Here is a 13,243-nt window from a genome sequence, read left to right as displayed (position 1 = left end):
AGGCAAGTGGGAGCGCGAAGCTGGGGTCCGAGTGCGGAATGCGGACCTCATTAGTCCCTCGTAGTCCCTTATGAACATCTCTAGTGCCTTGCGCGTAAAACTACGAACCAAAGATACTTTATTGCCTCGAATGCTACTCACGAGCACGTCAAATATGAGGAACAAGAGACTCGCAGGTTCTTATTGGGTGCCAGCAGACTCTCTACGATGAGATAGCGGTCCACCATTCCGTCATCGGGTGTTCCGCAGGCCTCATGCAGGCCCTACGCAGGCCTCGCAGCACCCGCTCGACCACCCGCGCACCGCCGGGCACCGCCTGCCGCGGCCCCCAGACACATAAAAAAGCGGTCGATCCCGCCCTCAAACAACGGGATCGACCGCGCGTCGGCCCTACACGCGGCCGCGCGAATCACGTCATTACACCTGGACGTGTCCGCGATAAATGAAGCCGCGATGTGGGTCGAGTGTGATGGTCTCGCCATCCGCAAGTACGTCCAATACTTCCTTTGCGCCGACGATGACTGGCTTGCCCAGGGATACGCCAACGACCGCAGCGTGCGAAGTGAGGCCGCCTTCCGTCGTGACGATGCCTGCTGCCTTCTCGATGGCGGGAATGGAATCCTTATCCGTTGACGTCGTGACAATGATGTCCCCTTCGGAAACGCGTGAGAGCAAATCCGATGGGTTGTGTGACACGACTGCACGGCCTGTGACGGAGAATTGGCCAACGCCCGTTCCTCTTGCGAGTTCTTCAGCGATAGTGTGGATTTTTAAGAAGTTGGTCGTGCCCGCTGTGCCAGCTGGGATACCGCCGATGATGATGACGAGGTCGCCCATTTTGACTTGGTTGGTCAACAGCGCAGCGTGAACGGAACCGTCGAGCAACTCGTCCGTTGTTGTGGCGATGTTCTCCGCCACAACCGGGTGTACGCCCCAGCTGACGGTGAGGCGGCGGGCGACAGACTCATACGGCGTGACGGCAATGACGTCCTTCATCGGGCGGTATTTCGCGATGGCCCGGGCTGTGTGTCCGGAAGTGGTGGCTGTGATGATCGCAGCGGCATCCAAGTCTGAGGCCAAGGTCCGGACTGCGTGACCGAGTGCGTCACTGGTCAGTTTCGTACAGACGGTGCGGTGGCGATACGTGACTTCTTCATGGACGAGTGCAGCTTCTGCGCGCTCGGCGATTTGCGCCATCGTGCTGACCGACTCAAACGGATAGCGGCCGGCCGCTGTTTCACCGCTCAACATGATGGCATCTGTGCCGTCAAAGATGGCGTTCGCGACATCGCTCGCTTCGGCGCGGGTCGGACGTGGGTTGCGTTGCATGGAATCGAGCATCTGAGTCGCTGTAATGACGGGCTTTCCGTATTTGTTACACAGGGAGATAATGCGCTTTTGGGCGAGGGGGACCTCCTCTGTGGGGATCTCGACGCCGAGATCGCCGCGGGCGACCATCATGCCGTCGGTGACTTCGATAATCTCTTCGAGTCTGTCCATGCCTTCTTGCGTCTCGATCTTGGAAATGATCGGCGCGGAGTAATTGTGCTCTTCGAGAATCCGACGAACTTCGAGTACGTCACCAGCCTTGCGGACAAATGATGCAGCGAATAGGTCGACACCTTGTTCAACGCCGAAGATGAGATCCTTCTTGTCCTTCTCCGTTACACCCGGAATGCGCAGAGTGACACCGGGGACGTTGATGCCCTTGTTGTCTTTCAATGGGCCCCCGTTGGTGACTTTACAGCGAATGTCGTGGCCTTTTACTTCAATCACTTCTAGGCCGATGAGACCATCATCGATGCGGATGGGTGCACCTGGGTAGACGTCTTCCACTAAGCCTTCATAGGAAATCCAGACGCGTTCTTTGGTACCGACTTCGACCGGATCGATAGTGAGAACGATCTCGTCATCATCGTTCAAGTCAACTTGACCGTTTTGAATTTTTCCCGTGCGGATTTTGGGACCCTTGATGTCCAACATGATCCCGACGTGTTTTCCTACTTTCGCGGAGGCAGCGCGAATCCGGCGGATGCGCTCTGCGTGTTCTTCATATGTACCGTGTGAAAAATTTAAGCGTGCTACGTCAAGCCCTGCCTTGATAAGCTGTTCCAACATTTCGACTGATTCACTAGCAGGTCCGATGGTCGCAACAATTTTCGTCTTTCTCATCCTAAATCCTCTCTCTCATTCGTGTCATGTCGCGGTACGCGTCGACGATAGGTTAGAGTCTATGTACAAAGTAAAAAGCGGAATGTCCACCCCACGCGAGGTGGACACCGCTTCCCTACCGTTCAACGTATTCTCCCATATCCCGATATTTATCGTATCGCGCAGCAAGGAGTTCATCAATAGACTTTTTCATCAACTCGGACAAGCTCTCGATCACTTTAGCTCGAACGGTCGCGATGACCGTACTCGGGTCCTTTTGTGCTCCGCCTTTCGGCTCGGGGATCAATTCGTCGGCCATGCCGAGATCGATCAGGTCCGGCGCCGTGATCCGCATCACCTCTGCCGCTCGAGGTCCCTGGGTACTATCCTTCCACAGAATCGCTGCCGCCGATTCCGGTGCGATGACGGAGTACCAAGCGTATTCGAGTACATATACTTTGTCTGTAATCGCGAGACCTAATGCACCCCCGCTGCCACCTTCGCCAGTGATAAAACTGATAGTCGGTGTACGGAGACCTGCCATCTCAATCAAGTTCCGGGCGATGGCCTCACTCTGGCCGTGTTCCTCCGCCGACATGCCTGGATAAGCGCCCGCTGTATCGATGAAGAACACCACCGGACGGCCAAACTTCTCGGCCTGCCTCATCAAGCGCAGGGCCTTCCGATAACCTTCAGGATGGGCCATACCAAAATTGCGTTGAATGTTTTCTTTCGTGTCTCGGCCTTTCTGGTGACCGATGATGGTCACCGGGCGGCCGTCGATGAGGCCCACACCACCAACAATGGACGGATCGTCACGAAAATTTCTATCTCCGTGAAGCTCGATGAACTCGTTGCAGACGCCCTTAATGTAGTCAAGTGTCGTCGGGCGGCCTTGCTGCCGTGCGATCTGGACACGTTGCCAGGGCGTTAAATTACTGTAGACTTCCTCAGTTAGGACTTGGAGACGATCTTCCAGTTTGGATAACTCACCGGTGAGATCGAGACCATTTTTATCCATAAACGTTCGAAGCTCTTGTATTTTATTTTTCAGCTCGATGATGGGCTTCTCAAAGTCTAGATCACTCGGCATTTGCCCACCCCCGCACGCTGTGAATTCGTACCAACGTCGCGAGTGCATCACGCAGGTTCTTGCGGTGAACGACTTTGTCGACCATGCCGTGTTTTAAGTTAAACTCCGCTGTCTGAAAATCGTCTGGCAACTTTTGACGAATGGTTTGCTCAATGACACGTTTTCCTGCAAATCCGAACATAGCTCCGGGCTCCGCGAGAATCACATCGCCCAGGCTGGCAAAGCTTGCGCTAACTCCTCCCGTTGTCGGATGCGTAATGATGGATACGAATAAGACCTCTTCTTCGTGCATCCGTCGCAGGGCTACGCTCGTCTTAGCCATTTGCATCAGTGATAGAATCCCCTCTTGCATCCGTGCACCGCCAGAAGCCGTGAATAAGATGAGCGGCTGATGATTTGCAGCAGCGTGCTCCATGATGCGAGTCAGCTTTTCACCGACGGCCGATCCCATACTGCCCATGATGAAATTCGGGTCCATGACACCAATGTCAACTGGCATCCCATCGATGGTCCCTTCACCCGTCAAGGCACCTTCAAGCATGCCCGTCGCCGCTTGTGCCTTTTCCAGTTTTGATTCATAACCTGGAAAACCAAGTGGATTTCCCGATGTCACATCGGCATTCAATTCACGAAAGGACCCTTCGTCCAACGTCAAAGAAACACGGGTCTGTGCATCGATACGGAAATGGTAATTACATTCCGGGCACGTATACCAGTGCTTTTGCAGTTCTTTTGCCATCATGACATTGCCACACGCTTCGCACTTCTGCACTAAACCCTTGGGAATGTCCTTTTCAACGGTTGTTGGTTGCTTTTCCTTTTCCGTCACTTTTCCCAAGGTGGCATAGTGTCGACGCTTGTTAAACAAATCCTTTAACACTGTTCCACCTCATTGTCAGAAAGAGGAGTGCAAGACATCCTTGAGTACTTCTTGCCCCTCGTCCAGTTCGCTCTCAGGGATGAGGATCTCGAACTGTTCCTTCGCTCCGCGAGCTTGCCTGACTTTCACTAGGAACCCCTCATCTGTCAACTTGTCCTGAATGTGCTTAGCCTGGCGCGCAGAAGGGGCAATGTAGATGACAGTCCACATTGTCTTCTCTCCTAGCACTCGACTCGAATTCTTTCCCGCATTATAGCATGTTCACATAAGTGAAGCGCGAGGACATACTCTCCTACGATACCATAACTACCGAAGTGAGCAACTTAGAACATTAAAGGGCCTTTCGTGTGCGCCAGATCGCCCACGTGGTCGTTCAATCCGTCATACGTTTATGTCGTCGTACGATGACGTGTGATGCTGGTGAGCAATTCGCGCAGCAGCGGCAGCGGCGATGGCGGCGACGAGATCGTCCAGAAACACGTGAATCCGTGAACCGTGGTTGTTTAGTTGACCAACGACGCCGACTTTCGTTTTGTCCAAGTACCCGAAATTGGTAAAGCCGATCGACCCATACACATTTGTAACCGACAACGCCAAAACCTCATCCACCCCGTAGAGTGGTTCGTCTCTCTCCATGATGCTCTGCAAGGGCTCCGGTAATGCCTTTTGTTCCGCCAGTACATCGAGAGCGACTCCTGTGTAGATAGCGTGTTGGACCTCCCGCTTTTTGAGGACATGCTCGACGTTGTCGTGGCACTGCTCCATCGTCAAATCCGAGTGATATGGCGCTTGGAGTTGATATACGATACTGGCAATATCGGTCAGTTCGACCCCACGCTGTTTCAGTTGTTCAACAACGTTTGGCGCCATTGTGCTCCCCCCTATCCTCTCACAGTACGAGTTTTTCAGCAGATGTATGTCTACCTTTTTGGAAATCGGCGTCGAAAACGCTACGTGGTCGACTTCTTTAAACTCACCTTGACATTTCCGATCCCGACAATGTCTTCAAGCATCGTCATCAAATCGGGTGATAATGTCACCTGCCACTTCGCACCGAGCAACCGTGTGCGCCGGGTGGCACCATCATATAATGCCACAGGCACATCGCCCGGGCTGGACTGAAGTACCTGCTGAACCCGTTTTAAGGCTTGTTTTTCGTCATCACCACGACTGCTGTAACGAATATAGAGAACTTCTTGTCCCTTTTGTTCAGTTGTCCTCGATGCTTCCCGGTGTTCGCTTAAAACAAGTCCAAGACCTGCGAACTGCCGATCCTCATCCGCCAACCGCAGTGCTTCCTCCAACATTTGTACCTTGGCGTGACTTGTCGAGTTTTGCGGAAAGAATTCATCGAATGCGCCCGCGGCGAGCAGGCTATCCGTCGCTTTGCGATTGACAACGCGCGAGTTGACTCTTCGCAAAAAATCCCGAAGAGACGAAAACGCTTTTTCCGATCTCGCCTCCAGAATGGACTCAACAGCTCCCTCGCCCACATTGCGAATAGCGAGTAATCCCGTCCGGATTGCGCCGTCCGGGTCCACCGAATAGCCTCGTCCGCTCAGGCTTACAGATGGAGGACGAACGGCAATTTGATGGCGCCGTGCGTCTTGCGTGTATGTTTTGATTTTGTCCGGCGACGCCATGGACATGGTCATGAGGGCAGCCAGAAAATCCGGTAAATAGTGCGCCCGCAAATATGCCGTGCGATACGCCAATACGGCATAAGCGGCCGCGTGCGAGCGGTTAAATCCGTAATCGGCGAAGCGTACGATGAGATCGTACACGTCGTTGGCTGCCTTTTCGTCGTACCCGTTCTTCAAGCATCCTGACAGGAATCGTTCACGTTCCTCATCGAGCACCTCGCGCTTTTTCTTGCTGACAGCGCGACGTAGCAAGTCCGCCTGCCCGAGTGTAAAGCCCGCCATCAGTGAAGCAATGTGCATGATTTGCTCCTGATAGACAATAACGCCATACGTGTCTCGCAAAATCGGCTCCAAATCCGGATGCGGATAACGTATGGGTGCACGCCCGTGTTTCGCGTCCACGAAAGTCGGGATGTTCTCCATGGGTCCGGGTCGATTCAAGGAAATGACGGCGACAATGTCATCCATATCCGTGGGCCGAAGTTGTTTCAAAACGCGCTTCATCCCTGGCGAATCCAACTGAAATACGCCACCCGTCTCCGCCCGAGTCAGCATCTCGTAGGTCGTCGGATCGTCATCAGGTACCCGACGCCAGTCGATGGTCTCACCCGTGCGTTCTCTCACGCTTCGCAAACAGTCATCCATCAATGTAAGCGTTTTAAGTCCAAGGAAATCCATTTTGACGAGCCCCAACGCCTCGACGTCAGCCATCGCAAACTGCGTCACAGGAATATTTTCCGCGCCGGGTTCCAGTGGAACCCAATCCGCCAGAGAATCGGGCGAGATCACAACGCCCGCCGCATGAACCGATGTGTGATGCGGTAATCCTTCAATGTCGCACGCCGTATCATAGAGGCGTTTGGCATTCGCATCCGACGCCAACATCTCTGCAAAGCCGCGCACCTCTTCCTTCGCCGTCTTCAGCCGCGTCCCTGGCATACCGGGAATCATCTTTGCCATTTTATCCACGAGTCGACCGTCAAGCTGGAGCATCCGCCCAGCATCGCGCACTGCTGCCCTCGCAGCCAAGGTCCCAAAGGTGCCAATTTGAGCGACCTTGTCTCGACCGTACTTGCTTACCACATAGCTGATGACTTCACCGCGACGCTCGTATTCAAAGTCCGTGTCAATATCCGGAAGAGATACGCGGGCCGGGTTTAAGAAGCGTTCAAACAGAAGGCCATTTGCGACGGGATCGACATCCGTGATCCGGAGCGCATACGCCACCAGGCTCCCTGCCGCTGAACCACGCCCCGGTCCTGTGGAAATTCCATTTTGATGCGCAAAGCGAATGAAATCCGCAACCACGAGAAAGTAGTCCGCAAACCCCATCTCACAGATGACATCCAGTTCATACGTCAAGCGTTTCAACACCTGCTCATTTAAGGCACCAAATCGCTGTTTCGCGCCGGCAACAGCCGCGTTGCGGAGTACGTCCTCAGTTGCGCGACCGTCCTTCGTCGTGTAGGTGGGCATTCGAACTTGATGAAGGGGAAGTTCCAACCGACACATCTCTGCCACCTGCAGTGTGTTCTCCACGGCTTCGGGGAGCCTCACAAACCTGGCCTCCATCTCATCTGGTCTGGCCAGATAAAAGGCGTCATTTGGCCAACGCACAGACGCGTCCTCGAACTCCAAGCCAGCGTAAGCCTGGTGCAGTTCTGCGTCCTCACGGTGGCGATAGTGCACATCGTTCGTGGCGACAATGGGAATATCCAGTGCTCGCGCCGACTTAATCAGTCCAGGCAGCCCCCCACGCTCAATCGGCATCTGGTGGTCCTGGACGTCCGCAAAGAGCTGCCCAGACGGGACTGCGTTCGCATACTGACTGAGCAGGCGTTGTGCTCGCTCTTCGTTGGTGTCTGCAAATTGTCTAAGGAGGGTGGATTCTCCTCCACCGACCAAGCAGACGCAGTCAGTGGAAGCAGCAGCTAATTCACGAAACGTTATATAAGAAAGGTGACCGCGAGATTTCGCGAGACTGACCAGTCGCGTCAAGGCACGGTAGCCGTCCATATTGCGTGCTAGGACGACAATTGGATCGAGCGCATGACGCCACTGTTCACGTGTCTGGGGTGACTTTTCGCCTTCGTCTGCTATGCTCACGTAAAGTTGGGCACCGAGAATGGGGCGAAGATTCGCTTTTGTCGCTGCTTGATAAAACGGGATCGCGGCATACATTGCATTCGTGTCCGTCAAAGCAATGGCCGGCATTTCATATTCCACTGCATCGTGAATCATGTCTTCGATGCGCAACGTGCTCTCTCTCAAGGAGTACGCACTGTGCACATGCAGATGCACAAATGAACTCATCACATTCACCTCTCAATCCAATGCGCCGTAAGCAGCGCCTTGGCGAAAATATCGGAACGATCTCGCACGACAACCTCCACTTTTGCATAGCGCCGACCGAAATCGAGGACGCTCGCAACCACATCGATCCGCGTATCAACAGGAGCCGGTTTCAGCATATAGGTCGTCAAATTTTCCACAGCCATATCCAGATTTCGAACACGTCGCAAACAGACTCGAGCAGCCTCATGAATGAGCGTGGTCAAAGGGCCACTGGCTAGCGCTCCCCCGCTCGTTGTCATCTGCGGGCTAACTTCCCCCCGAATGATGGCCGATCCGTCCGTTGTCTGTACCTCTGCAAAATCCCGCACAATCACATCCTCAACGGTTTCACCGACCTGTGGTTGCCGGCTCATGAGTTGATAGGCCCGAATGACATCCTGCCGCGTCAACACACCGACGATTTCACGATTGCGCACGACCGGCATCATCTCGATCCCTTCCCAAGCCATTCGGTGTGACGCGGAAGCAATTGTCGTCTTCGGTGTCACTGTCACTGGCTGGCGCGTCATGTACGTGGCAATTCGCCCGTCTCCCTGCGCTTCTGCCATGTCCCGCGGGGTCACGATGCCGACCAGTTTGCCGCCGCCATCTACGACGGGAACACGTGTGTGGCCTGTCCGTTCCACGAGGTGATAGTAGTCGCGGACAGTCTGGTTCGCCTGCAGCGTCGTTAACTCCTGTCGTTCAACAACGTCTTCAACATAAAGAATGTCTTTCTTAATCAACCTGTCGTATAACGCGCGGTTAATGAGTTCCGCCGTGGTGAACGTATCGTAAGTACACGATATCAGAGGAAGATCATACTCATTCGCCAACCGCTCAACGGTCGCCGATGCCGTAAACCCACCTGTAATGAGCACGGCCGCACCACTCTGTAAAGACATTCTCTGAACTTGCTCCCGGTTTCCCACAATCATTAAGTTGCCAGGGTTCAAATAGCGACCGATCGCTTCCGTCTGCATGGCCCCAATGACAAATCGCACCAACGACTTGTGGAGTCCATTTCGTCCACCCAACACCGTTCCCTCGACAATTCGCACCACTTCGGCGAACGTCAATCGCTCGATCTGCTCTTTTTGCTTCCGCTCAATCCGCACCGTTCCGATGCGTTCCATCGTGCTGACAAGTCCCTCGGTCTCCGCTTCTTTAATAGCACGATACGCGGTTCCCTCCGAGACGTCCAACACACGTGCAATCTTGCGCACGGATATATGTGAGCCCGCCGGAAGTGATTCGATATAGTCAAGAATTTGTTGATGCTTAGTAGGCAAAGTTCTTCCTCCGTCACCCGCATAAACGCCCGATTTTCGTGTTCGCTAACTGTATATTAACTCAAGTTCATTCGAATCGATCACTACAAACAAGTGTACACTGGTCGAAGAAAGGCTCGAAGGAGTGGACCCAAATGAACGTTTCCTCGACTACAAGGAAAATGATGAACATGCAGAGTTCGGACAGACACCCGATCCTCGACATGGCTTGGCGATTTATGGTCGTCATTGTTGCCGATTTCATCGGAGCGATTTCCGTCAACAATTTCCTGACCCCGGCACACATTCTGGCGGGCGGCGTTACGGGTGTGGCGCAGATCATTCACCATTACGTCCGCGCCCTCGGACTCGGTACATTGTTCTTTATTTTCAACATCCCACTGTTCCTTGTTGGGCTTCGTTATCTGGGCAAAAAGTTCATCTTTTTAACGGGACTGGCCATCGTTGGTTTTTCGGTTTTCACGGACGTCATACATATCCACTTTACAACGCCCACAGATCCCCTGTTGATGGGGCTGTACGGCGGTGTGTTGGCAGGGGCGGCTTCAGGCATTGTCATTCGCGCCGGCGGATCGATGGGGGGAACAGACATCTTGAGCCTGGTCATCCACCGTTTGTCTGGGCGAAGTGTCGGATCGACAGGGTTCATTATGAATGTCATCGTGGTCGTGTTGTCGATGTCTGTCTTCGGTGTTCCAGCAGGTATGTACACACTCGTCAGCATGTTTGCAACCTCTCGCGTCGTCAGTGCACTGATGCATTTCCAGCAACGCAAAACGGCACTCATTGTCACTGAACAGCCCGAGAACATCGCCAAAATCATCGGAGAACGACTCGTCCGAGGAAGCACCATTATGAAAGCATCGGGTGCGTACACGCATTCAGAGCGCGGTGTTTTGCTGTGCGCTATGACGCACTTGGAGATGGCTGACTTAAAAGAAATTGTACTCGCAACGGATCCCCATGCGTTTATGACGATTCTCGACACAACAGAAGTGGTTGGTCGGTTTCGACAACTTAAAGTTTAACTGTTCCTATGCGCCAATCTAAAACTATGTTTATTCGTTGTTCTATCTGGCTAGACTTGTAAAACGATATATAAACAGTAGGCGCATTAGCAGGAGGATGAATTATGGCGCAAATACCTATGACACTGGTCATCGCCCTCATTACCATCGGGGTTGCCGAGTGGCCCGGGGTGTCCTCATGGTCAGAGTTGACACCTGTTCACCATGCACTCGTTCATGGCTTGTACTTGGTCGCGGGTTCCATGGTGGGGTTGCAAATTGCATGGTGGAAACGACTTTCGAGACGTGAAGCTTGGTCACAAACAGAAGACCGCGAGGTGATTTCATGAAGAACTTGGCCGTCCGGCAAGTTTGGCTAGTCTACCTCTCAGCCATCGTCGTGGCTCTAGTTTTCCTGCCGGGTTTAATCGACTTTGACAAAGGTCTGCTGCACGTTGGGGAACATTTTTTACTCTTTATCGCTGCGGGTATTTTTACATTTTCGTTGGAACGCTTGCGACAAATGGCAGTCGTTGCCGATGCAAATGGTCAAACTGAAGTCGACTAGATCGTCAATTACATGATAGGCAAAGCGGCGGTAACAACCGTTTGTTTTTCAAAACGACCCCCAAAGGATTCCTAGTTGTTCACGAAGAACTAGTTATCATGAAAGGAGGTGCGTGAAATGCGAAAAACGATTCTGTTGTCCGCCGTTTCTTTATGCGCTTTACTCGGCATGTTGTGTAGTCAGTCCCCTGTCTATGCAGACGACAACTCACGGGATTCGCATTCACGTCACGCGGAGAACACAAGTAAATCTGGACACTCAACCTTGTTTAACCAAGGGCAACTCAACGAGACATCTAACGCTTCTACTCATTCCAACAACGACGACCACACGAATAGCGATGTCCAGGTGTCCATCAATCTCTCGCAAATCGTGACTCAGTTTCAACAAGCCATCTCTCATGATGGAATCAACAGCACTCTCGGTAGTCACCCCGCACGTTCGCATACTTCCGAGACAAAAGACAACCACACTCCGGCTACAAAGCCGAACGCGCCAACGAATCAAACGAACAGTACCGTGATTCCCGGTGGCTTAAACGAATCAAACAGTTCCCTGTCTATAACTAGTCACCTCAGTTCTGGGTCAACCAACTCATCAGATAATCATACGAGTCAGTCACGCGGTCATCAAAGTGGCAAAGGACATACCAAATCCAACGAGGTGCCTGGTGGGTCAAGTCTCAGCAAAGTAACCGTCGGACCCTCGACCCGGGCGTCAGTAAATGTTGGTTTGACCGCAGCACTGGCTGCTTACCACACAGCAACCGCGGAGGATACCCAGGCACAAACCCAGTTGTCCAATGCGATGAACCTATACCTTCAGCTCGTTCGGCAAGCCATTCAAACTGGACAACAGAATGTGTTGACGGCTCATAATGGAAACATCCAAGCCGTATTAGATAATCTGCAGAGGGCACTGCAGGAACAGAATCAAAACAATCAACTATTGAACGCACTTCGAAACGAGGCAAATGGCAATCCAACTTCGCTTGTCGGCACGCTACAAAATATGACAAGCGTCGAGGACAAGAAGGCAATGAACCTCACAACCGCCACAAAGATGCTGCAGGGCACGTCAATGGATATACGTTCGGCCATGAAATCATCATAATCGTCCAGAAACACAATCAAAAAAAGAACCCACCAAGATTGGTGGGTTTGCGTAAAACGCACATTATCGGGGTTTCGTAGGTACAGTGTAGAAAACAGTGTCTACACTACGTTAACAAGTATATCGTCTACTTGTTTCGTTGTTCATGGGTCTAAGGACCCATCTTTTCACGCATTTTTCCGGTTTATCTCCTAAAGGATATCAGCTCTGAAAAAGATCAGAAGAAAGGTAACGCTCTCCCGTATCTGGTGCAATACATAAAACGCGTGCATCTTTCGGCAAGTCCTTTGCGATTTGTACCGCAAAATAAGCAGATGCCGCACCGGACGCACCGAGTAGAATTCCTTCTTCCGCGGCAAGACGACGTGCCATATTTTGAGCGTCATTGTCATCGATGAGGAGAATCTCATCATATATTTCACGGTTCAAGATGCTTGGAACAAATCCTGGGCCCGTTCCTGGAATCTTGTGAGGTCCAGGTTCACCGCCTGACAGCACAGGGGATCCCTTTGGTTCCACAACGTATATTTTCAAACCCGGAATGCGTTTTTTCAGTTCTTCACCTGTCCCCGTCACTGTTCCGCCTGTCCCGGCCGTTAAGACGAAAGCATCGAGTTTCCCTTCAAAATCATCGTAGATCTCGACAGCAGTCGTTTGTCGATGTGCATCCGAGTTTGCTGGATTATCAAACTGCATAGGAATATAGCTGTTTGGAATTCGTTCGCCAAGTGCCTTTGCTTCGTCGATGGCGCCAGACATCCGCAATTGGGCGGGTGTCAAATGAACCTCTGCCCCGTAGGCACGCAAGAGTTTCACACGTTCTTCCGTCGCATTGTCCGGCATCGTGATGACGCAGCGGTAGCCGCGTGCAGCACAAACCATAGCGAGTCCGATCCCGGTATTACCCGACGTCGGCTCGATCACCGTGCTTTTACCTGGAATGAGCTTCCCCTCTTCTTCTGCGCGTAAAATCATGTTGAGTGCCGGTCTGTCTTTGACACTCCCGGCCGGGTTCTTTCCTTCCAGCTTCACATATACGCTTGCGCCATTCGGGTCAGGGATGCGATTGAGGCGTACAGTCGGGGTGTGTCCCACGAGATCGAGAATCGATTGATATAGTGTCATAACTTCATTGCTCCTCATCGTCAGAATTCCGAAAGCG

At 52.6% G+C, this 13,243-nt stretch carries 12 protein-coding genes; 4 read left to right on the top strand and 8 right to left on the bottom strand.

What is annotated here, in order from left to right; translation table 11 throughout:
• Positions 1 to 417 precede the first annotated feature (417 nt).
• From pyk to NZD86_RS05425, 7 genes are all read right to left on the bottom strand, one after another.
• Positions 418 to 2,172 carry a pyruvate kinase gene (gene pyk, locus NZD86_RS05455; protein WP_268045475.1) on the bottom strand — a complete coding sequence of 585 codons (1,755 nt, stop codon included), beginning with the start codon at positions 2,170 to 2,172 and terminating at the stop codon, positions 418 to 420.
• 115 nt (positions 2,173 to 2,287) lie between these two features.
• A complete protein-coding gene (locus tag NZD86_RS05450) occupies positions 2,288 to 3,244 on the bottom strand; it encodes an acetyl-CoA carboxylase carboxyltransferase subunit alpha (protein WP_268045474.1) in 957 nt (318 codons plus the stop codon).
• Positions 3,234 to 4,124: an acetyl-CoA carboxylase, carboxyltransferase subunit beta gene (gene accD, locus NZD86_RS05445; protein ID WP_268045473.1), complete on the bottom strand. Its 891-nt coding sequence runs from the start codon at positions 4,122 to 4,124 to the stop codon at positions 3,234 to 3,236. The genes NZD86_RS05450 and accD overlap by 11 nt, the downstream gene beginning before the upstream one ends.
• A 15-nt stretch (positions 4,125 to 4,139) precedes the next feature.
• The gene (locus tag NZD86_RS05440) at positions 4,140 to 4,334 is read right to left on the bottom strand and encodes a glutamate decarboxylase (RefSeq protein ID WP_268045472.1); all 195 of its coding nucleotides are present in this window, start codon (positions 4,332 to 4,334) and stop codon (positions 4,140 to 4,142) included.
• Between the two features lie 171 nt (positions 4,335 to 4,505).
• Complete coding sequence (locus NZD86_RS05435) at positions 4,506 to 4,994, bottom strand: phosphatidylglycerophosphatase A family protein (protein ID WP_268045471.1); 489 nt, start codon at positions 4,992 to 4,994, stop codon at positions 4,506 to 4,508.
• Between the two features lie 80 nt (positions 4,995 to 5,074).
• Positions 5,075 to 8,080, bottom strand: coding sequence for a DNA polymerase III subunit alpha (gene dnaE, locus NZD86_RS05430; protein WP_268045470.1), 3,006 nt, complete (start codon positions 8,078 to 8,080; stop codon positions 5,075 to 5,077).
• A gap of 5 nt (positions 8,081 to 8,085) precedes the next feature.
• Complete coding sequence (locus tag NZD86_RS05425) at positions 8,086 to 9,393, bottom strand: DRTGG domain-containing protein (protein WP_268045469.1); 1,308 nt, start codon at positions 9,391 to 9,393, stop codon at positions 8,086 to 8,088.
• Positions 9,394 to 9,527: 134 nt separating this feature from the next.
• On the opposite strand from NZD86_RS05425, the gene NZD86_RS05420 reads away from it, so the two are divergent.
• The 4 genes from NZD86_RS05420 (at position 9,528) to NZD86_RS05405 (ending at position 12,081) form a co-directional block, all read left to right on the top strand.
• Positions 9,528 to 10,421 (top strand): YitT family protein, encoded by an 894-nt coding sequence (locus tag NZD86_RS05420; protein ID WP_268045468.1) that lies wholly within the window; start codon positions 9,528 to 9,530, stop codon positions 10,419 to 10,421.
• Positions 10,422 to 10,525: 104 nt separating this feature from the next.
• On the top strand, positions 10,526 to 10,750 hold the full coding sequence (locus NZD86_RS05415) for a hypothetical protein (protein ID WP_268045467.1): 225 nt from the start codon (positions 10,526 to 10,528) through the stop codon (positions 10,748 to 10,750).
• Positions 10,747 to 10,968, top strand: a complete 222-nt coding sequence (locus tag NZD86_RS05410) for a hypothetical protein (RefSeq protein ID WP_268045466.1) — start codon at positions 10,747 to 10,749, stop codon at positions 10,966 to 10,968. The genes NZD86_RS05415 and NZD86_RS05410 overlap by 4 nt, the downstream gene beginning before the upstream one ends.
• Positions 10,969 to 11,085: 117 nt before the next feature.
• Complete coding sequence (locus NZD86_RS05405; RefSeq protein ID WP_268045465.1) at positions 11,086 to 12,081, top strand: hypothetical protein; 996 nt, start codon at positions 11,086 to 11,088, stop codon at positions 12,079 to 12,081.
• 201 nt (positions 12,082 to 12,282) lie between these two features.
• Here NZD86_RS05405 and cysK read toward each other — a convergent pair whose 3' ends face one another.
• Complete coding sequence (gene cysK / locus NZD86_RS05400) at positions 12,283 to 13,206, bottom strand: cysteine synthase A (RefSeq protein ID WP_268045464.1); 924 nt, start codon at positions 13,204 to 13,206, stop codon at positions 12,283 to 12,285.
• Positions 13,207 to 13,243: the final 37 nt, after the last annotated feature.

Origin of the sequence: Alicyclobacillus dauci, from assembly GCF_026651605.1 — a bacterium.
Taxonomy (GTDB): domain Bacteria; phylum Bacillota; class Bacilli; order Alicyclobacillales; family Alicyclobacillaceae; genus Alicyclobacillus; species Alicyclobacillus dauci.
Note: the sequence above shows the minus strand (reverse complement) of the source record. Positions and strands in the feature narration are given on the sequence as shown.